A 19,083-nucleotide genomic window follows, 5' to 3' on the forward strand; every position below is an offset into this window, starting at 1 on the left:
CCGGATCGAATTCGCCCGTTTCTTACAAATCCGTGAGAAGCCGGGTTTCTGGCTTGGCCGGAACGAAAAACCCTCCGCCCCGGACGGTCGGGACGGAGGGCCACGCGGCGTACGATCTGGAAAGGGTGTCAGACGCGCCTGCGTTTCACAGTCATCGCGGCGACGGTGATCGCGATGACGGCAAGGAAGCCGAGGCTGGTGGGAATGGTGCCGAAGCCCAACCCGCCATACTCGGTGGGTTGCGAGAGAAGATCGCCGAAGGACGCGCCCAGCGGGCGGGTGAAGATATAGCACAGCCAGAACGCCCAGAGCCCACCGAGCTTGAGCGCGAAATATCCCGAAGCGAGCGACGCGATGATCAGCCCGAAGAGGATGCCGGTCGCGAGATAGCCGATGCCGAATTGCTCCGAGATCAGATCGCCCACCGCCGTGCCGAGCGCGAAGGTGAACAGGATCGCGAGCCAGTAGAACCTTTCGCGCCGGGCCGTGTAGACCTCGTGGATCGAAAGCGTGCGCTCGGAGGCGAACCACGCCGCAAAGGTCGCGCCCAGCAGGATCGTGAACCCGATCGTCGAGTCAATCAGCGGAATCCCGAGATTGTCGGTCATATTGTCGGTGATCAGCGTCCCCACGATCGAGATCAGCACCACGGCCGACCAGTAGACCGCAGGCACGTAGCGGCGCTGCGCGAATTGCCAGCGGATCACGAGGGCGAGGATCGCGGTCATCAGGATCGTCGTCGCGGTCAGGCCGAGGCCCAGATTGACGGCCAGAAAGTCGGCCGCCGTCTCGCCCATCGTCACCGCCATCAGTTTGATGAGCCAGAAGCCCGGCGTGACCTCGGGAACGCGGCTGACCGGATTGGTCAACTCTTCGTCGGGGTAGATGAAAGTCTGTTGGTAGCTCATGATGCGCCTCAGTTGTTCAGCATTGCCAGCGCCTGCGCCGAGAAGGCATCGGCGCGGGTGTCGTCATCCGCGTTGCAGCGCTCAAGCGCTTTCGCCTGAAGATCGGAGACCGCTTGCGACGCGGTTTTGCTGCCGAGCGTATCTCGCACTTGCCCGATCATCGCCTCGCAGGGCAGCGCGTGGCCGGTCTTGTCGGTCACCGCGATGCCCGCGACTTTCTGCACGGCCCCGACTTCCGAGGGCACCGGATCGGCAAGCGCCGTCTGCAATCCGTCAAGGCTCTGCATCACGCTCTTCGCGTTCGGCGACTTCGTTCGCAGGGCGGCGAAAGCCTTGTCCGCGGCCCCGTCGATCACGCCCCAGGCCGACGGATCGGCCTTGCGCAGCTTGGCCGCGTTCTTGTCCCAAAGGGTCTCCAGATCGGTGATGCGTTTCTCTGCGGCGGTGAACTCGCCTTTCTTGGCAAGCGACTGTGTATCGCTCACGATCGTCTCGTAAGGGCTCATATCGCCGAGGCTTGCAGCTTGCGGCGCGGAAGCGCCCGGCGCTCCCGGACTCATGGCCATTTCGACCATTGAAAATGACGCGACCGGCACCGCGATCAGCGCGGCGGAGAGAAGCAGGTTTCGCATAAGGTCCTCATTGCTTGCGATGCATCCACATCGATACCGCCAGCAATCCCCTGCAGAAGGACGAAGCGTTTTGCTCCCGTCTTACGAATTTGTAAGAAATCGCACAGACCTTGCGGAGCCGCCCGTGACAATCCCGGTCCGTTATCGAAGGATGGTGCGATGAAAATCCTGATTGCCGAAGACGATGCCGAGACCGGAGACTACCTGCGCAAGGGTCTGACCGGAGAAGGTCATGCCGTCGACCTGCTCAGCGACGGGCGCGAAGCGCTGACCCAAGCCACCGCGCAGAGCTACGATCTGTTCATCTTCGACCGGATGATGCCGGGGCTCGACGGTCTGGCGTTGCTCAAGGCGTTGCGCGCGGCGCAGATCGCCACGCCCGCCATTCTGCTGACCGCGATGGGCAGCGTCGAGGATCGCGTCGCCGGGCTGCGCGCGGGGGCCGACGACTACATGGTCAAGCCCTTCGCCTTCGTGGAACTGCTCGCGCGGATCGACACGATCGCGCGCCGCCCCGCCCTCAAGGCCGAGGTGACCGAACTGGTGCAGGGCGACCTGCGGCTCGACCTTCTCGCCCGCGAGGCATGGCGCGAAGGTCAGTGCATCGAATTGCAGCCGCGGGAATTCATGCTTCTGAAGCACTTCATGGAACGTCCCGGTCGGGTGCAGACCAAGACGATCCTGTTGGAGGCGATTTGGGACATCCATTTCGACCCGAAAAGCAGCGTCGTCGAGACCCATATCAGCCGTCTGCGCGGCAAGATCGACAAGCCTTTCGCCACCCCCTACCTGACCACGCTGCACGGGATCGGCTACGTGTTCGAGGCCTCGTGATGCGTGCGTTCACTTGGTCGATGCGCTTCGCCATCGCGATTTCCACGGTCTTCGCGTTCGCGGCACTCGTCGCGGGCGGCGTGTCCTACGTGCTGCAATCCAAGGAAATGAGCCTCCGCCTCGAGGGCGAGGTCCGCGCCGATACCGAGGCGCTCGCTCTCTCCGCCCGAGGCGCCGACATGCAGGACCTGAGCGAGCAGATCACAGCGCGGATGACGACGAGCCGCGACGGCGCGAATATCGTGACCTTCGTGCCGGCCGATGGCTCTGACGCGCTTGGCAATGTTCGCGTCGCCGCCTCGTTCGAAGGTACGCGACACCTCGAACCGGGGTCCGGCCTGACGCTGCTCGACCCACCCGGTGCGAATGTCCCCGAAGGCTATGTCACCTATGGAATGCAGCTTCCGTCAGGCTGGCTGATGACGGGGCGCGACGATGCATGGCTGCGCGAACAGGGCGAAATCCTCGCCACGAGCTTCGGCTGGGGTCTCGGCCTCGCACTTCTGCTGTCGATCAGTTTTGCGGTCTTCATTGCGCGGCGAAACGAGGCGCGCATCGACCGGATGGAGCAGGTCCTTCACGCGGTCGGCGAGGGCCGCCACGGGTTGCGCATCCGCGACGAAGGCGATGACGACGTGGCGCGTCTGGCGCAAAGCGTGGATGAAGCGCTCGACCAATTGGAGGCGGGGATCGCGTCGATCCGGCAGGTCTCGACCGATGTCGCCCATGACCTGCGCGCGCCACTCGCGCGTTTGCGGCTTCGGCTCGAACCGGTGGCGCTGGATGCGTCCCTGCCGTTGGCGCAGCGCGGCGAGATCGGGAAAGCGCTGAGCGATCTCGATCAGGTCTCGGAAACCTTCGACGCGATCCTGCGCCTGTCCCGCATGCAGGCCGGAATGGTCGAGATCACGCGTTTGCCCGTCAATCTCACGCAGCTCTGCCAAGATGTCGCGGAGATGCTCGGCGCGGGGGCGGAGGATGCAGGGCAGGAACTGGCGCTCGATCTGCCGGAGAACATTTCTATCGAGGGCGACCGCGAGCTTCTGTTTCAGGCGCTCGTGAACCTCGTGGACAACGCGCTTCGCTACAGCCCCTCCCCGGCGCGGGTCTCGATAGGCGTGCATGAGATGAACCAGCACGTCGTGCTGAGCGTGACAGATAACGGCCCCGGTATCCCGGACCGCGATCTGGCGCGGGTGCGCGAACGTTTCGTCCGCCTGGACCAGAGCCGCAACACCCAAGGCAGCGGTTTGGGCCTGAGCCTCGTCGACGCCATCGCGCAGATACACGGGGGCGAGCTGCGCCTGCAAAACCTCGAACGCGGCCTGCGGGTGGAGATGCGCTTTCCGACGTTGTGATGGGTGAAATGTGCCGCGCAAATGACGCTCCACCAGCGACGGGACAAACGCAGGTGACATGCACGCATTCACGCGCTTCTCGATGAGCCCACCCGACCCATGACTTTCGCGGCCGGGACACGGTTTCGCGAGCTTTCTTTCCCGCCTTCATCGCCGCCACACCTTCAGATTACCCCACGACCGCAAGGCAGGGTCTTTGCCGGAAACCTCAGGGGGAGCACAGGGCCAGACGCGGGAGGAATGAGACATGATTTCAGGACTGATGGGAGCCATCGCGGGCTTTATAACCCATGCGATCAGTTCCATGGGCTATGCCGGGATCGCTGCGCTGATGGCGATCGAATCCGCCTGTATCCCGCTCCCATCGGAAGTGATCATGCCCTTCTCTGGCTATCTCGCCTCGAAAGGTCAGTTCTCTCTGCTTTTGGTCGCCACCGTTGGCGCAATCGGCTGCAATATCGGGTCGACCCTCGCCTATTTCGTTGGTGCTTACGGCGGTCGACGCGCCGTCGAACGTTGGGGGCGATACATTTTGCTCAGCCAATCGGATCTGGACCGGGCCGATCGCTGGTTCTCCCGCTATGGCAGCGCCGCGGTCTTTGTCTCGAGGCTCTTGCCGCTGGTGCGGACATTCATCTCCCTCCCGGCCGGAATCGCTCGGATGCCGTTCTGGAAGTTCCAGATCTACACGTTCATCGGATCTTGGCCCTGGTGCCTCGTCCTCGCCTATGTCGGCCTCAAGCTCGGCCAAGCGTGGGACAAAAGCCCGGCCCTGCGCAACACGATGCACGCCCTCAATGGCGTGGTGCTCGTTGCGATCCTGATCGGGGTCGGCTTCTACGTCCGGCGCTTTTTCAACAGTCGCAAGGCGTAACTGTTCGGTGCAGCCGCGTAGTCCAGCGAACTGGTGCGATGCCCGAAGGCGACTGGAGGGTATCGCGGCCACCGCTATCGTAGCCTTCTGGACCTGTCCTCCAGCGCCAATCATGCCGAACCCCATGGGCGGCATTTGACCCGGATCGTCCATCGAATTGTCGCCCGTGTCCCGGAGCGACACCTTCACGGAAGAGCTACATCAGTCCAAACTGCAAGGCGATGGCAACAGCCTCCGCGATGGTCCGTGCCCCGAGTTTGCGGCGAAGATTGGCGCTATGCAGATCGACTGTCGGAATGGCGATGTCGAGATCATTGGCGAGTTGGTCCCGCCTGCGGCCCCGGATAATCCCCTGAAGAACGTCCCGCTCGCGTGGCGTGAGCCGCATCTTCTCACGTGGGGCCGCGACCAGATTTCGTATTCCATCCTCTTCGTCACTCGTCGCGATAACCCAGACCTTCCGGCCCCCGTCAGTTCGCGGCAGGAGGTTCAGCCTCAGTTTCGGTATAATTCGCCCGTCAGTCGCGCGCATTTGAGGCAGATCGAGCGAGCCTGCCTGGCTCTTCACCGCATCTGTCGAACGTCCGATGGCTTGGCGTAAAACCCCGTGCATCGGCCCACGTGACCGTAATTTCCGTTCGAAGTCGAGCACCAGAAGCGGATGAAGATCGAGCAGCAGCTCGGCTTTCCCGTTCATCCGCACGAGCCGCCCTTCGTGGTCGAGCTCGAAGATCGGGGCGTCATCAAGCAGGCTACGGTCGGGCGCGGTGACCTGCTGGATACTGGCGCGATGCAGCTCCCGACGGATCTTGTGCAGCCGTCCCAGATCCTGGACATGCAAACCGAGAGTCTCCACCTCGGGATCGGTGAAATCGCCCCCGCGCTTGCCCTTGTGGAAGGCCGTGGCGACCAGACCGTCGCGGGTGCTCTGCATCATCGCGAGACACCAGTAGCGATCGACACCGTTCTTCACGATGAAATCGTTATACATTTCGCTGCGCTCGAATTCCTGAGCGCTCACGTGGTTCGACAAACGAAACAGGCCTGTGCCGCACTTCTCCGGCGTACCGTGGGCCAACCAGGGGTCGTGACCTTCAAAAGAATTGTAATCGAGATTGGCATCCGCCTGCGTTCCGGCGGTAACTTCCCGATAATCGCCGGGATGGAGCCAGATGAAGACAGCCGACGGGATGCCGATCACCTGCGCGAGCATGTTTGGCAGCGCGGTGAAAAGCTCGTCATCGAGCGCGGCATCATAAATTTCGTGATGCGATATGAAACGTGGCATCGTGTCAGGTCAGCCGGTGCGGTCGGGTCAAATCTAAAATTGCGTGCGTTTCTCGAAAAACGACGCGCCGCGGATCGAAACTCGGCATGGACCCCCCAAAACTCTTCAAATCAAAGCCAACCGGACCGCCGAGCAATGCGCCGAAAAAAACACCGAAGCTAAAATGCTCACCGATTAACATTCGACATAGATGCCGAATTTCGCTCAAAAATCAAGCTTTAGGGACAAAGCGCAATCAACCGAGTTCGTCGTGTAGAGCGCGACATTCGACCGGGTGCGCCGCGCGCTGCAGGTGATCCTGGGCGTTTGACCGAGGATTTTCGCTCGTTTCAACTCGAGGCTCAGCCCGAGGCTCGCGGTCCTATCCCGACGGTGCACCACGACGATCGGAAAGGCGGCGTCGTAGCGGCGCTCCCCGTAACTGAGCGACAGCCCCCCACGAACTCCGTCGAAAAGCGGTCGATCGAAGCCCACGCGCAGCTCGACGCCGGAATAGCGGTGGTAATCCTTTCGCGGCAAGGCGCGTTCCAGCCGCAGGCCATAGCTCAGGGCGCTACGTTGCCCCAATCTCGTTCGGCGCGCGAGGTCCACGAAATATCTCGGGCCCGTCAGGTAGGGTTTCTCGCTGTAGCTGGCATACTCCCCGTCCAGCCGGAAAACCGTGCGCCCGCCCCCAGCGGACCGCCACACTTTCGCGAACCGCACTCCGCGCGTGAGGTTGTCCGACGTGATATCCTGCGACCCGCCGCCATAGCGCCTGTCGCGCAAAAACGCCTCGACCGACCAAGGCGCACCCCCACCGAGATGCTCGTAGCGCAGGGCGAGCCCGGGCTCCGAATAGCGCAAAATCGCGGTGTGATACCACGCCCCCGCATAGGAGGCGCGCAGGCGGAGGCGATGCCCCGGGCGCGGCTGAACGAACCAGTCGAGGTTCGCGCCATAGCCGAGCCCGACCCCGGAAGTCTCGTTGCCGCCGTCGTTGATCAGAAACGTGCCGAAATCGGTCACCAGATACCGTTCGGAGGCGACGTGATCGATATTGCTGCTCGGCAGGATCGAGGCCGTGGCGGAAAAGCGAAACGGATGCGCCCGATCCAACGCCTGCCATGCCGCGAGAAGCGCCGCTTCGTGCTTTGGATCCTTGGCGAGCGCGTAACGCAGGAACGCTTCGTTGCGGCGAACGGAGCCAAGCTTGGTGAAGCTCTGCTCCAACCCGGTCTGCGCCGGGGTGAATTCCGGATGGTGCGCCGCGATTTCTCCGAAAATCAGAAGCGCCCGCCCCGGTTTGCCCTGCGCGAGCTGCGCATTCGCCACGCCGAGCCAATCCGAAACCGTCTGTTCCGCAAAGCTGCGCGACGGTGAGAGCAGACAGACGACAAGCGCAAAGGCGAGCCAGATCAGGAGGAAGGAAGAACGGTATCGCATCGCGCTTGTCGTTTGCCTCTCGGCGAGACGGAAAGAGACCGGGCACAGAACGCCCGGCCTGTGCAGGAAAAGCCCCGCCTTAGTTCTCGGTGGCGTAATAATTGCCGTCGACGTTCTGGACGTCAGATCCGTCAGTCATCGTCCCGGAGATATCGCCCACCGCAGTCAGCGTGCCCGCGTCGTCATAGAAACTGCCGGTCATATCCAGAGCGAAGTCGGCGCCCGCAGAGGAGCCATCCGACATCGTACCCGTCGCGGTCGCGCTCATGTCCGAGTTCGAAACCGTGCCCGCAACGTCGAGCGAGCCTGTCACATCGGCTTCCTTGGTCAGGACGTCGCCGCTATAGATGCCGAAATTGGACCCTTTGCCGGTCAGCGTCCCCGCGTCGAAATCGACATCCATCGCCAGTTCCCCCATCACGGTCGTGGTCGGGTCGTCGGGATTGACGTTGCTCACGCCCATATAGCCCGACATCGACGCCTGCCCCGTCGGCACGGTCGTCGTCAGGTCGCCCGTACCGATCCTGTCCGCGTAGTCGGAATAGGTTGCTTCGACGTTTTGCGCCTCTGCCGACGTCAGCGCCGCGGAGGACCCGTTGCTGCTGTTACATGCGGCCAGCGCAAGACAGGCGGCTGACGCCGCGAGCGCGAATTTGAATGTCATGAGAATACCCCGATTTATTGGTGTTTTGTCACGGCCCAAACACACGAACCGATCACGCGCATTTCACGTCACAGCCCCCCGCGCGCGCAATCTATGAGAAACTATAGGGTTCAGCGCGATCTTGGCTTGGCCGCCGCGAAATCGTTCCGCGTAATGCAGCAAGCTGCGCCAATGCTTCAGGAACAGACAAACGCGAAAGAGCCCTTTGACAGCCTCAATCTCCGCAATAGTCATGCAGTGATCCAACTGTTAATGGGGCCGAAGCATCATCCAAAGTCGACGAGAGCATCCGGAAGCCGAACCGAGATAGACAATTCGAAGCTGACCTTCGCCGCTCAGGCCATAGACGTCGGCTATGGGCCAACCGCGACGCTCTGATGGAAATCGGCAGGAAACGGACGTCCGCTTCGCCAGACACGACCGGCAGCGAGGCAGGCTCGCTGCCGGTCGCGGGGCGCGCTCGGGTCACCGGTCCCGCGCCCTCTGCCAATGCGTCACGATGGTGATGACGCGACGTCTCAGGTGGAGCGAGGGTCATCGTCATCCCAAAACATACATCTCATTGACTACGATCAAAGAGGGATCCCTCCTCCTATGTTCTTCTTGCCTCGACGCGATGGCGTCAACACAGAGGAGGATATGGAAATGCGCAGTTCAATTTTCACTGGTAAATCTCGCGTATCGCTTGTCGCTCTCGCAGCGGCGTTGGGACTCGCTATCGCATGGCAGGCACCGGTCGCTGGACCGTTCAGCTTCGCGGCCAATGCACAGGAGTCCGGCGGCCAAGGGACCGGCAAGGGAAATCAAGGCGGTCAGGGTCAAGGCAGCAAAGGCGCCCAGACCGGACAATCTCAGGGTCAGGGCCAAGGCGGCCCGGGCGAAGATTCCGACGGCAAGGGGCCGCAAGCAGGCGCGCCCTCCTCCTCCGGCGGCGGCAAACCGACCTGGTCGCAGGAAGGGATTCCTGAAGTCGAACTGGGGCGCCTGAACGTCGCGCGCTCGCCGGGACATGTGCTCGATCAGGCCTATGAAGAAGCGCTCGCATCGATCTCGCCCGAGATGGTTTCGTTCTACAACCTTTCGCTCGACCAGGCGATCGAGGAGCTCTCCCTGAACTGGGACAACGTGAGCTTCATAGACTCCCCGTTGCAGAACCTCGGCCTTCTGCAGGCGACGCTTGAGGGATCGACCCCGCTGTCTAGCCTTGGCGTCTCGAATGATGCCGACACGCTCGCGGCGATCTTCCTCGGCGCGGCTTCGGACAAGACCGTTCCGATCACGACCGATACGGTGATCGCCGTCACGCAGATCCTCGGGGTGCCGGTCACGGGGGCTGCGGCCGCGTCTCTTGCAGCCGATGCCGAAGCTGTGCGCATCGCGATCCTCGCCGGACATGGCTGATCGCATCTGACGAACATCGACCCGGACCCACCTCTGGCGCGGGGTCCGGGTCAAGACGACCAACATCTCATAACAAGGAGGCAGTCATGACACGCAAGACTGCAAAGAGCGCAACTGCCGTGGCAGGAATTGCGCTGATCGCTGGGCTGGGGCTCACCGTGCAGCCCGGCCCGAGCTTCGGGACATTCCATCTTGTCGTGCCAAGCGCCCTTGCGCAGGATAGCGGCACGCATACCGATGGCGATCACACGGATGGTGGCCAACAGAAGGGCAAGACCGGAGAGGCCGGGCATGGCTCGAGCAGCGGCGGCCATGAGGACGACGGCTCGCATGAGGACAGCGGTGGCCATGGCGGCGCCAGCGGGTCTTCCGGGCAGGGTCAGGGCGGCCCGGGCGCAGATTCCGAGGGCAAGGGCCCGCAAGCCGGCACCCCGTCCGGCACCCGCGGCACCAAGCCGGTCTGGTCCAAAGAGGGTATCCCGGAGGTCGAGCTCGGGCGGTTGAACGTGGCGCGTTCCCCCGATCACGTGCTGCAGCGCGCCTATGAGGAAGCGCTGGCAACGATTTCGCCGACCATGGTCTCGTTCTACAACCTGCCGCTCGATCAGGCGATCGACCAGCTCTCGCTGAATTGGGACAACGTCTCCTTCATCGACTCGCCGCTGCAGAACCTCGCCCTTCTCAAGGACACGCTGGATGGCAGTTCGGCGCTTTCCAGTCTCGGAGTGACGAACAACACCGCAACGCTCGAGGCGATCTTCCTCGGCACGGCCTCGGACAAGACGGTGCCGATCACGGCGGCCACGGTAACGGCGGTGACGACCATTCTTGGCCAGCCGGTGACGGGCGCGGCGGCGACCAGCCTCGCCGCGCAAGCCGAAGCAGTGCGTATCGCGGTTCTCGCGGGGCACGACGGCTGAGAGGCTATGGAACCGAAGCAACACTCTGCCCTTGCGTGAAGCGGGGGCAGAAGTTTCTTCTTCAACGCGCGCAGCCAGAGATCCATTATGTCGCGGAACAGGACCATCCGGTCAGGCGGATGGATGAGGCGGACGGAGAGTCATCGAAATGGTTTTTTCAATCAAGCGGGCCGCGGCCTGCGCCCTTGTCTTCAGTCTTGCAGTTCCGGCGGTAGCCGCGGCGCAGGACTCGGCCAGTTTCTTCAAGGTCGGCACGGCGAGTGTCACTTACGGACCTTACGTGCGCTTCGGGCTCGGGGCAGCAAACACCCGACCGTCCGACGAGCACTGGCTGCCGCCCGGCTACCCGTCCGATCCGCGAATCGATTTCAACCTGAGCAACGACACGACTGGCTTCGGCGAGATCGCCTTCGGCTATGACTGGATGAACGGCTTCCGCGGCGATGTCAGCTTCCTCACGACTGGCGCCGCCCATACCACCGGTCCGCACACGACCAGCGGCGACCATGCCGACATCACCGCGGCTTCGGTTTCGACCACTGCGGTGATGGGGAACCTCTACTATTCCCCGTTCGAACAGATGGGCGTCAATTCCCGCCTTCATCCCTTCGTCGTGGCGGGGCTTGGTTACGCGAACAACAAGGTCAGCGACTGGACGCGGACGAACCCCGCATCGGACACCGAAAACCGCACCTTCTCGGGCGACACCCATGGCGATTTCGCCTATTCGCTCGGCATCGGCATGGCCTACCAGCTGACGCCTCCCGGCAAGCACCCGGCGATCCTCGAGATGTCCTATCGCTATTACAGCTTCGGGACCGCGAAGGGCGGCAGCACGCCGGTGACCGGTGGCGATGAGCCGGTTGCTCCGCTGAGCTTCGAAAACGACGCACATGTGCTCTCGATCAGTCTGCGCATCCCGCTGCAGCGGCTCTGAGGCGGACTTGGACGTTACAAAATCGCTGACGGCCCGATAGACGGCCGCTGACATTCGCTGCCGTCAGCGTTCGTCGGCTCTGGGCCGTTCGCGACGGGTCCGTAGGTCTGGGCGGTGCGCGGCCGTTCGCTTCGTTCGGTCCCTATTCCTGCTATGCGCCCAAGTATTCGCTTGCTACCGACCTTAGCGGCAACTGCGAAACCACACAAAAGCGTCAGTAGTCGTCTTAGGCTTCATCGACCGGAGCGACTTACTGCGACCGACCTCGTGCACCAGCTTCAACCGGTCATTTCAGCGCGTCACGATCCCGTCCGCCGGGCTGAAGCGCGGTTTGGCGAATTGCTCTTGATGCCATAGCGGGTAGATCAGCGGCGGGCGGCTCACCTGGTCCAGGCGGGCTAGCTCGTCAGCCGAGAGCGCTACTTCGAGCGCGCGGAAATTGCGCTCGAACTGCTCCACCGTGCTGCCGCCCACCACCAGCGAAGCGACGCCCGGACGCGTAAGCAGCCATGCCAGCGCGATCTGAGCGGCCTCGACGCCATGCGCCTCGCCCAATTCGTTGAGGACATCGACGATCTTCCACAGCCGCTCCTGATCGCGGATCGGCGGCTCGGTCCAGCCTTTCGCCTGACGGCTGCCCTCGGCCACCGGGTTGTCGCGGGTGTGTTTGCCCGACAGCAGCCCTGCGGCAAGCGGGCTCCAGACGGTCGCGCCGACGCCCTGATCGACCGCGATCGGCAAAAGCTCGTATTCCGCCTCGCGCGCCTCGAGCGTGTAGTGGATCTGCTGGGTGACGAAGCGCGCCCGACCCGGCTTGTCCGAGGGCATGAGCGATTTCATCACCTGCCAGCCGGTATAGTTCGAGCAGCCCGCATAGCGGATCTTGCCCTGATCGATCAGCATTTGCAGGGCTTCGAGCGTTTCCTCGACCGGGGTTTGGCCGTCCCATTCGTGGATGTGGTAGATGTCGATGTGATCGGTGCGCAGGCGCTTCAGGCTGCGCTCGCATTCGCGGATCAGATGCCAGCGGCTCGCGCCCTCGCCATTAGGACCGTCATCGATCGGCATCCGGGCTTTTGACGAGATCAGCACCTTGTCGCGGCGGCCTTCCAGCGCCTCGCCCACGATCTCTTCGGCCGTGCCGGTGGAATACATGTTCGCGGTGTCGATCAGGTTCACCCCGTGGTCGATCACGCAATCGAACAGATCGCGCGCCTCGGCCACGCCCTGACTGCCGACCATCGCGAAGGGCCCCTCGCCACCGAAGGTAAAAGTCCCCATCGCGAGGGCTGAAACCTTCAGCCCGCTCCGTCCCAGCGTATTGTAGTGCATACCCTCTCCTACGCGCCGAAAGCGGCGCTTGTCTCTTCGATGAGGATGCAGGCGACGGTGCCGCCCGCGTCCTGAATGCCTTTGGATTTCTCGCCAAACGCGGCAGCCTTGCCGTGCTGGGCTTCCATGTCCTTGGTCGCCTCCAACGCCTCTTTCGCGGCTTGGGCCGCCGCGCGTGATGCCTCCGCGGGCGATGCGCCTGCCTGCGCCTGCGCGGCGATGGTCTCGGCCATCGGGTGCAGCACGTCGAGCACGGTCTTGTCGCCCAGCTGCGCCTTGCCGCGCTGCGCGATCCCGTCGCGGAAGGCCGCCCAGAAATCTGCAAGCGCCGCGGTATCCATCACGTCCACACCGTCGAGCGCCTTCGCGCCGCGCAGGAAGCCCGTCGCCATCAGTGTGCCCATGGTCGAGGGGGCAGCTTTCGCGATCGCAGCGCCTGCGGTTTTCATTCCGTCCGCCAGCGTCTCGGGCGCTTTCTCCTCAAGCGCGGTCGCCGCAGCGGTGAAGCCCTTCGCCATGGTCAGTCCCAGATCGCTGTCCCCGACCTTGCCGTCGAGCTCGATCAGCGCCTGCTTCTCGGCGGCGAACCGGTCCCGGTAACGGTTGAACAGGTCCGGCAGTGCCTTCGCATCCATCGTCATGGCAACCCTCACTTCGCGATATGTTTGAAGAACGGCGTCGTCGCGCCGCGAGCGATCAGCGGTTTCAACTCGTCGTCGAGATGCAGCACCGAGATCGAGACGCCCGCCATCTCCATCGAGGTCGCGAATTCGCCGATCCAGACCTGCGCGACGCTCACGTTGCGCTCTGCGAACAGCTGCGAGATGCGACGGTAGAAGATGTAGAGCTCTTCCATCGGCGTCGCGCCCAACCCGTTGACGATGATCGCCACCTCGTCGCCTGCCGCGTAGTCCTGCTCGGCAAAGATGCGCTCCATCATTTCGTCCACGACGGCATCTGCGGGCTCGAGCGTCTTGCGGGTGATCCCCGGCTCGCCATGGATACCCATGCCGATTTCCATCTCGTCCTCGCCAAGCGTGAAGCTCGGTTTGCCAACCTCGGGAACGATACAGGGCGTCAGCGCGACACCCATGGTGCGCGTGCGCGCCTTCGCCTTCTCGGTCAGGCGGGCGACTTCGGCGAGCGGCTTCATCTCGGCGGCGGCGGCACCCGCGACCTTGTAGAGGAAGACGATCCCGGCCACGCCGCGTCGCTTGTGTTCCTCGCCCGGCTTGGAGGAGGCGACATCATCATTGCCGACCACGGTGGCGGTCTCGATATCGTCGACCTCGGCCAATTCCCCGGCGAGGTCGAAATTCATGATGTCGCCGCTGTAGTTGCCGTAGAGATAGAGGACCCCCGCCCCCTGATCGACATGCTTGGTCACTTCGAGGATCTGGTCCGAGCTGGGTGACTGGAACACCCCGCCAACGCCCGCACCATCGAGCATCCCGTCGCCGACATAGCCAAGGAACAGCGGTAGGTGGCCGGAGCCGCCCCCCGTCACGATCCCGACCTTGCCGGGGACCGGGTTGGCCGTCACGAAGCAATGCAGATCGTCCGCGACATGGGTCACTTCCGGATGGGCGGCGTAAATCCCCTCCAGCATCTCTTCGACGAAATCTTCGGGTTTGTTGAGAAATTTCTTCATCGGATCACTCTGCTTTGCGTTGCTTGGGTTTTTGCTTGCGGCGCACGAAGAAGGCCGCTGCGAGAAGGATGAACGCGCCCACGACGAGGCGCTGCCAGGTGCTGGGGATTCCCACCAGAACCAGGGTGTTGCTGACGACGGTGATCAGAAGAACACCGGCCACGGTGCCCAGCACCGAGCCCGTGCCGCCGGTGATCCGCGCCCCGCCCAGAACGACGGCGGCGATCACCTCGATTTCCGTGCCGACCAGATCGAACGGGTTGGCCATGCGGGTCGCGCTGACATGGATGATGCCAGCCAGACCTGCGAGCGCTCCCGCGAAGGCGAAGACAAAGACATGCACCACGCGCTGGCCATAGCCGAGCCGTGCCGCGACCTCCGGGTTGCCGCCGGTGGCGAAGATCGCCCGGCCCATCAGCGTTCGGTCGAATAGGAACCACGCCAGCCCAACGACCACGGGGAAGATCAGGAAATAGGCGGGCAGATCGACCGTCACGCCATTTGCGCCCTGAAACTGGTAGAGCGCGGCCTTGCCGAAGGCGGTCATCTGCGGCGGAAGCTCCATCAGCCACACCGTGCCGACGAAAGCCAGCAGGATCCCGCGGAACAGGTATTGCGTCCCGATCGTCACGATCAGCGAGGGCACGCGCAGACCGTGAACCAGAAGGCCGTTCACCGCCCCCAGAAGCGCCCCGGCCACAACGGCAATCGCGATGATCGCAGCCATCGGTAGATCGGGCGCCACGGTGATCACGAATTTCGTCAGCGAATACATCGTCAGCGCCGCGATCGCGGTGAAGGAAACGTCGATCCCCCCTGCCGCGAGAATGGCAAAGACGCCGAGCGCGAAGAGGCCGGTCACCACGCTCGCGCGGCCCATATCGATGAGCGAGCCCGGCTGCAGGAAGTTGGGGTTGATGATCGACACCGCCACGCAGATCACGACCAAGATGGTCAGCGTCACCATCTCGGGTCGGCGTCGGAGGGTCTCCCAAATCGTCAGTTTGTCCTCGGGACGTTTGGGCGTTGATCGGTCATTCATCTCTTGCACCATGGTCATCAGGCAGCCTCGTTCGCCGAGCCGAGCATCGATTGGTAAATACGGTTCTCGTCGGTGGTCGCGGCGTCGAGTTCATCGACAAGGCGACCGCGGTTCATCACAAGAATCCGGTCGCAGTTCTGCAGCAGTTCCGGCAGGTCGTCGGAGACGATGATCAGCCCGATCCCGCGCTCGGCCATCGCCTGGATCGCGCGGTAGATCGTGTCCTTGGAGCCGACATCGACGCCGACCGTCGGGCCGTGCAGCACCAGCAGTTTCGGCTCGATGCTGAGCCACCGACCGATCAGCACACGTTGCTGGTTGCCACCAGACAAAGCGGACACCGGCAGGTCGATATTGCCGGTATTGAGGTTCATTGCCTCGGAAATCTTGCTCGCCGCCTCGCGGCCCTTGCGCTTGTCGACGATGCCGCCGCGACCGCGCAGCCGGTCGAGGATCAGTGTCACCTCGTTCTGGTAGATCGATTTCTGCAGGAACAGACCCTCGGAGAGGCGGTCCTCGGGGACATAGCCGATGCCGCGCGCAATCGCGTCCGCGGGAGAGTCGAGATGCACCCGCGCGCCCGAAATCTCGAAATGACCGGAACTCAGCGGCTGGTGGCCAGCCAGCGCGAGGGCGACCTCGTTGCGCCCGGAATCCGAGAGCCCGGTAATCCCCAGCACCTCGCCCGCTTTCAGCGAAAAGGCGACATCTTCAAAGGCCGCGCCGGAGCTCGCGCCCTCGACGCGAAGCACTTCCTCGGCCTGCGGCGTGCCCTTGCGATAGCGCATCGTGTCCAGCTCGCGCCCGGTCATCAGATGCGACAGTTCGGCCCGCGAATAGTCCGCGATCGGGCCCTGCGAAATACATTCGCCGTCGCGGAAGATGATCGCCTGCCCGCCGATGCGGTAGCACTCCTCCAGCTTGTGGGTGACGAACAGCACCGCCACGTCGCGTTCGAGCAACTTGCCGACCAGCTCGATCAGCGCGTCGACCTCGTGCCGGGTGAGCGAGGTGGTCGGCTCGTCCATGATCACCAGCCGCGCATCGGCGGCGATAGCGCGCGCGATGGCGACGCGCTGACGGATCGCAAGCGGCAGATCCCCCACCATCGTGCCGAGGAGTTTCGCCGTCGGCTCCAGCCCGACATTGCGGATCGCCTCGCGCGCAGTCTCGCGCAGGCGGCGGCGGTTCAACAGACGCATCAAGCGCCCGTTGCCGCTTACCAGCTGGTCGCCAAGCGCGACGTTTTCCACGACGGAGAGGTTCGGCAGCAAGGAGAGGTCCTGATAGACCGTCTCGATCCCCGCTTCGAGTGACTGGATCGGCGACAGCTCGCTATGCGCCTGCCCGTCCAGAACGATCTCCCCCTCGCTGGGCGCGTGGGCGCCCGAAATAATCTTGATGAAGGTGCTCTTGCCGCAGCCATTCTCGCCCAGCAGGTGATAGGCGACGCCGGTATCGATCGTCACATCGACACCACGCAGCGCGTGAACACCGCCAAAGCGCTTATGGATGCCGCGCAGCTCCAGAAAATGTCCGTCTGACATCTGATTGCTCCCCCCTGAACACCGGTCGCTTCCATCCCATGCGCCAAAGCTCCTCCAGCCTGGGCACGGGCCGTCTGACAGTCGGCCGGGGCTGCCCCCGACCGACCAATTTTTTCACGCCTTAGAAAAGGGTCTCTTTGTAGGTGTCCTTGTCGACGAGAACCATGCCGTTGCCCACGACCAGCACGCCGTCACCTGCGCCGGGGCGCACGCTGACACTGTGGTAACCGTCGACACCCAGATCCATGCCGTCGGTGATTTCCTCACCCGCGAGAATCTTGGTGGCCAGCGAGTTCATCGCCATGCCGGCCTTCTGGGGATCCCAGAACCCGATCGCGGTGATTGCTCCGCTGTCGAGATAGGCCGCCGAAGGGTTCGGCAGACCGGTGCCCACGAGGCAGACCTTACCGGCCAGACCCGCTTCTTCGATCGCGCGACCGACGCCGAGCACGTCATTGCCCGCCGAGGTCTGGAAGCCCTTGATATCCGGATGCTTGCGCAGGATTTCCTTGGCTTTCTCATAGGTGCCCTGGGCGTCGTCGAAGCTTTCGTTATTCGGATCGACGAGTTCCATGTCGGGATATTTCTTCGCGTTCTCCTCGCCCGCGCCGACCCATTGCATATGGGTGCGGCTGCCCAGCGAGCCGACGAAGGTCGTCCACTTGCCCTTGCCGTCCATGCACTTGGCCAGACGCTCGTTCAGGGCCGCACCGTATTCGGCGTTATCGAAGGCTTCGACATCGGCCATGGTGTTCTTCTGGTTATCGGCCTCATGGGTCACGACGACGATGCCGCGATCCATCGCGCGCTTGAGCACGCCTTCGAGGATCGCCGGATCCATCGGCACGACGGCCAGCGCATCGACGCCGCGTGCCACGAGATCCTGAACGATCTGCAGCTGCTGCGCGGAATCCGCCGTGGCAGGGCCGACTTGCTCGATCTTCATGTCGGAATGTTCCTGCGCGTATTTCTCGACGCCGGTCTTCATCCGGTCGAACCACGGAATGCCGCTGATCTTGACGACCGTGGTGATCGACTTGCCCTCTTGCGCCGCGACCCCTTGCGCACCGGCCAGCATCGCTGCTGTTGTCGCGGCCAACAGGCCGATTTTAAGTCCTTTGAATGCCATGATGATCTCCTCCCTGGATTACATTCTTCGGCTCAGTTTTTCGGAGCGCGCGCCGCGCGCCCCAGCGAAAAGCGTGTGATGAACTGGTCGACCAGCTCGAAGCGGTTCACCGCGAGGAAGCACAGCAGCAGCGCGCCCCAGGCGAAATCCCGCACGAAATTCGAGAACCCGACGAAGTTCAGCAGACTCGACAGGAGCTGCAGAGTGATCGCCGAAAGCACCACGTTGACGACGCGGCCATACCCGCCATCAGGACGCACCCCCGCCATCACCGCGACGAGGATCGCGATCAGCAAGTAGGAGGTGCCGTAGTCCCATTTCACGTTGATGTTGCGTGCCGCGATGATCACCCCGGCAAGCCCGGCCATCAGCCCCGACAGCGCGTAGGTCGTGATCAGAATGCGGTCGCGGTTGAACCCGCTGAAGAGCGCCGCTTTCGGGTTTGCCCCGGTGAGCATCAGCTTCATCCCGTAGGGCGTAAACCGCAGCACGCCCCCCAAAATCAAAGCCGCGCCGAGGAAGATCAGGAAGCTCGCTGGCACTCCGAAGATCAGGCCGTTGCCCAGATCATAGAGCGCGGGCGGCGACCCGATCATGACCGAGCGCCCTTCCGAGAACACGACCGCCGCACCGGTAAAGGCCATCTGCGTGCCCAAGGTGCACAGGATCGGCGTGATCTCGAAGCGCGAGATCAGAAATCCGTTCAGCGCGCCCCCCAGCATGCCGATCAGCAGGCAGCCCCCAGCGAAAGTGATGGTGAACAGCACCGGGGCCTCGTCCACCGGGAAGATCGAAAGAGCCACAAGCCCCGAGGCCACCCCCGAAAGGTTCGCCAGCGCGATCCCCGACAGGTCGATCCCGCCATTGCCTGAGCACATCGCGAGCATCACGCCGATGGCGAGCAACCCGATCTCGGGCACTTGGTTCGCCATCGACTGCAAATTGTAGATCGAAAGGTAATTGCCGCCGGATGCCGCGCCGCCGACTGCGAGAAGCAGCACGATGAGCACGGACAACACAAACAGATTCCCGTCCAGTTTCGACATCTCCTCCCCCGTGTCGTTTACTGAATAATTATCTTATTTACTAAATTGCTACTATTATGTTTACTAAAGTCAACCCCGTTTGTTCACTAGCCCCT

At 63.0% G+C, this 19,083-nt stretch carries 19 protein-coding genes; 6 read left to right on the forward strand and 13 right to left on the reverse strand.

Annotation, left to right across the window (positions count from 1 at the left end; genetic code table 11):
* Window positions 1-128: 128 nt before the first annotated feature.
* Both BMI86_RS00160 and BMI86_RS00165 read right to left on the reverse strand, forming a co-directional pair.
* Window positions 129-908, reverse strand: a complete 780-nt coding sequence (locus BMI86_RS00160; RefSeq protein WP_078539235.1) for a hypothetical protein — start codon at window positions 906-908, stop codon at window positions 129-131.
* Between the two features lie 8 nt (window positions 909-916).
* A complete protein-coding gene (locus tag BMI86_RS00165) occupies window positions 917-1,540 on the reverse strand; it encodes a hypothetical protein (protein ID WP_078539236.1) in 624 nt (207 codons plus the stop codon).
* Window positions 1,541-1,699: 159 nt separating this feature from the next.
* Between BMI86_RS00165 and BMI86_RS00170 the strand changes: the two genes are divergently transcribed.
* The 3 genes from BMI86_RS00170 (at window position 1,700) to BMI86_RS00180 (ending at window position 4,606) form a co-directional block, all read left to right on the forward strand.
* Window positions 1,700-2,374, forward strand: a complete 675-nt coding sequence (locus BMI86_RS00170; RefSeq protein ID WP_078539237.1) for a response regulator transcription factor — start codon at window positions 1,700-1,702, stop codon at window positions 2,372-2,374.
* Window positions 2,374-3,732: a HAMP domain-containing sensor histidine kinase gene (locus BMI86_RS00175; protein WP_078539238.1), complete on the forward strand. Its 1,359-nt coding sequence runs from the start codon at window positions 2,374-2,376 to the stop codon at window positions 3,730-3,732. Before BMI86_RS00170 ends, BMI86_RS00175 begins: the two co-directional genes overlap by 1 nt.
* 247 nt (window positions 3,733-3,979) lie before the next feature.
* Entirely contained in the window at window positions 3,980-4,606 is a 627-nt protein-coding gene (locus BMI86_RS00180) for a DedA family protein (protein WP_152843924.1), read from the forward strand.
* Window positions 4,607-4,802: 196 nt separating this feature from the next.
* On the opposite strand, the gene BMI86_RS00185 is transcribed toward BMI86_RS00180, so the two are convergent.
* The 4 genes from BMI86_RS00185 to BMI86_RS00195 all read right to left on the reverse strand — a co-directional run bounded on the left by BMI86_RS00185 (window position 4,803) and on the right by BMI86_RS00195 (window position 7,983).
* On the reverse strand, window positions 4,803-5,894 hold the full coding sequence (locus BMI86_RS00185) for a LuxR C-terminal-related transcriptional regulator (RefSeq protein ID WP_078539239.1): 1,092 nt from the start codon (window positions 5,892-5,894) through the stop codon (window positions 4,803-4,805).
* Window positions 5,895-5,898: 4 nt separating this feature from the next.
* On the reverse strand, window positions 5,899-6,075 hold the full coding sequence (locus BMI86_RS21130) for a hypothetical protein (RefSeq protein WP_168173750.1): 177 nt from the start codon (window positions 6,073-6,075) through the stop codon (window positions 5,899-5,901).
* A gap of 23 nt (window positions 6,076-6,098) precedes the next feature.
* A complete protein-coding gene (locus BMI86_RS00190) occupies window positions 6,099-7,319 on the reverse strand; it encodes a surface lipoprotein assembly modifier (protein ID WP_078539240.1) in 1,221 nt (406 codons plus the stop codon).
* Window positions 7,320-7,398: 79 nt separating this feature from the next.
* Complete coding sequence (locus BMI86_RS00195; RefSeq protein ID WP_078539241.1) at window positions 7,399-7,983, reverse strand: hypothetical protein; 585 nt, start codon at window positions 7,981-7,983, stop codon at window positions 7,399-7,401.
* A gap of 645 nt (window positions 7,984-8,628) precedes the next feature.
* On the opposite strand from BMI86_RS00195, the gene BMI86_RS00200 reads away from it, so the two are divergent.
* The 3 genes from BMI86_RS00200 to BMI86_RS00210 all read left to right on the forward strand — a co-directional run bounded on the left by BMI86_RS00200 (window position 8,629) and on the right by BMI86_RS00210 (window position 11,241).
* The gene (locus tag BMI86_RS00200) at window positions 8,629-9,384 is read left to right on the forward strand and encodes a hypothetical protein (RefSeq protein WP_143594643.1); all 756 of its coding nucleotides are present in this window, start codon (window positions 8,629-8,631) and stop codon (window positions 9,382-9,384) included.
* Window positions 9,385-9,470: 86 nt separating this feature from the next.
* Complete coding sequence (locus BMI86_RS00205) at window positions 9,471-10,304, forward strand: hypothetical protein (protein WP_078539243.1); 834 nt, start codon at window positions 9,471-9,473, stop codon at window positions 10,302-10,304.
* Between the two features lie 148 nt (window positions 10,305-10,452).
* Window positions 10,453-11,241: an outer membrane beta-barrel protein gene (locus tag BMI86_RS00210; RefSeq protein WP_078539244.1), complete on the forward strand. Its 789-nt coding sequence runs from the start codon at window positions 10,453-10,455 to the stop codon at window positions 11,239-11,241.
* Window positions 11,242-11,532: 291 nt separating this feature from the next.
* On the opposite strand, the gene BMI86_RS00215 is transcribed toward BMI86_RS00210, so the two are convergent.
* The 7 genes from BMI86_RS00215 to BMI86_RS00245 all read right to left on the reverse strand — a co-directional run bounded on the left by BMI86_RS00215 (window position 11,533) and on the right by BMI86_RS00245 (window position 18,952).
* The gene (locus tag BMI86_RS00215) at window positions 11,533-12,573 is read right to left on the reverse strand and encodes an aldo/keto reductase (protein ID WP_078539245.1); all 1,041 of its coding nucleotides are present in this window, start codon (window positions 12,571-12,573) and stop codon (window positions 11,533-11,535) included.
* A gap of 8 nt (window positions 12,574-12,581) precedes the next feature.
* On the reverse strand, window positions 12,582-13,214 hold the full coding sequence (locus BMI86_RS00220) for a dihydroxyacetone kinase subunit L (RefSeq protein ID WP_143594644.1): 633 nt from the start codon (window positions 13,212-13,214) through the stop codon (window positions 12,582-12,584).
* 8 nt (window positions 13,215-13,222) lie between these two features.
* Window positions 13,223-14,224, reverse strand: a complete 1,002-nt coding sequence (locus BMI86_RS00225) for a dihydroxyacetone kinase subunit DhaK (RefSeq protein WP_078539246.1) — start codon at window positions 14,222-14,224, stop codon at window positions 13,223-13,225.
* Window positions 14,225-14,228: 4 nt separating this feature from the next.
* Window positions 14,229-15,284 (reverse strand): ABC transporter permease, encoded by a 1,056-nt coding sequence (locus BMI86_RS00230; protein ID WP_166504566.1) that lies wholly within the window; start codon window positions 15,282-15,284, stop codon window positions 14,229-14,231.
* On the reverse strand, window positions 15,284-16,813 hold the full coding sequence (locus BMI86_RS00235; protein ID WP_078539247.1) for a sugar ABC transporter ATP-binding protein: 1,530 nt from the start codon (window positions 16,811-16,813) through the stop codon (window positions 15,284-15,286). The genes BMI86_RS00230 and BMI86_RS00235 overlap by 1 nt, the downstream gene beginning before the upstream one ends.
* A 121-nt stretch (window positions 16,814-16,934) precedes the next feature.
* Entirely contained in the window at window positions 16,935-17,942 is a 1,008-nt protein-coding gene (locus BMI86_RS00240; protein WP_078539248.1) for a substrate-binding domain-containing protein, read from the reverse strand.
* A gap of 32 nt (window positions 17,943-17,974) precedes the next feature.
* On the reverse strand, window positions 17,975-18,952 hold the full coding sequence (locus BMI86_RS00245) for an ABC transporter permease (protein ID WP_244176571.1): 978 nt from the start codon (window positions 18,950-18,952) through the stop codon (window positions 17,975-17,977).
* Window positions 18,953-19,083: the final 131 nt, after the last annotated feature.

The sequence above is a fragment of the Thioclava sp. DLFJ5-1 genome (assembly GCF_002020115.1).
Classification (GTDB): domain Bacteria; phylum Pseudomonadota; class Alphaproteobacteria; order Rhodobacterales; family Rhodobacteraceae; genus Thioclava; species Thioclava sediminum.

Bases quoted from the DNA above. Each gene is read 5' to 3' on its own strand.
- BMI86_RS21130 (WP_168173750.1), bottom strand. From the start codon at position 6,075: ATGTTAATCGGTGAGCATTTTAGCTTCGGTGTTTTTTTCGGCGCATTG.
- BMI86_RS00175 (WP_078539238.1), top strand. From the start codon at position 2,374: ATGCGTGCGTTCACTTGGTCGATGCGCTTCGCCATCGCGATTTCCACG.
- BMI86_RS00215 (WP_078539245.1), bottom strand. From the start codon at position 12,573: ATGCACTACAATACGCTGGGACGGAGCGGGCTGAAGGTTTCAGCCCTC.
- BMI86_RS00220 (WP_143594644.1), bottom strand. From the start codon at position 13,214: ATGACGATGGATGCGAAGGCACTGCCGGACCTGTTCAACCGTTACCGG.
- BMI86_RS00190 (WP_078539240.1), bottom strand. From the start codon at position 7,319: ATGCGATACCGTTCTTCCTTCCTCCTGATCTGGCTCGCCTTTGCGCTT.
- BMI86_RS00235 (WP_078539247.1), bottom strand. From the start codon at position 16,813: ATGTCAGACGGACATTTTCTGGAGCTGCGCGGCATCCATAAGCGCTTT.
- BMI86_RS00195 (WP_078539241.1), bottom strand. From the start codon at position 7,983: ATGACATTCAAATTCGCGCTCGCGGCGTCAGCCGCCTGTCTTGCGCTG.
- BMI86_RS00160 (WP_078539235.1), bottom strand. From the start codon at position 908: ATGAGCTACCAACAGACTTTCATCTACCCCGACGAAGAGTTGACCAAT.
- BMI86_RS00210 (WP_078539244.1), top strand. From the start codon at position 10,453: ATGGTTTTTTCAATCAAGCGGGCCGCGGCCTGCGCCCTTGTCTTCAGT.
- BMI86_RS00205 (WP_078539243.1), top strand. From the start codon at position 9,471: ATGACACGCAAGACTGCAAAGAGCGCAACTGCCGTGGCAGGAATTGCG.
- BMI86_RS00200 (WP_143594643.1), top strand. From the start codon at position 8,629: ATGCGCAGTTCAATTTTCACTGGTAAATCTCGCGTATCGCTTGTCGCT.
- BMI86_RS00230 (WP_166504566.1), bottom strand. From the start codon at position 15,284: ATGACCATGGTGCAAGAGATGAATGACCGATCAACGCCCAAACGTCCC.
- BMI86_RS00170 (WP_078539237.1), top strand. From the start codon at position 1,700: ATGAAAATCCTGATTGCCGAAGACGATGCCGAGACCGGAGACTACCTG.
- BMI86_RS00165 (WP_078539236.1), bottom strand. From the start codon at position 1,540: ATGCGAAACCTGCTTCTCTCCGCCGCGCTGATCGCGGTGCCGGTCGCG.
- BMI86_RS00180 (WP_152843924.1), top strand. From the start codon at position 3,980: ATGATTTCAGGACTGATGGGAGCCATCGCGGGCTTTATAACCCATGCG.
- BMI86_RS00240 (WP_078539248.1), bottom strand. From the start codon at position 17,942: ATGGCATTCAAAGGACTTAAAATCGGCCTGTTGGCCGCGACAACAGCA.
- BMI86_RS00185 (WP_078539239.1), bottom strand. From the start codon at position 5,894: ATGCCACGTTTCATATCGCATCACGAAATTTATGATGCCGCGCTCGAT.
- BMI86_RS00225 (WP_078539246.1), bottom strand. From the start codon at position 14,224: ATGAAGAAATTTCTCAACAAACCCGAAGATTTCGTCGAAGAGATGCTG.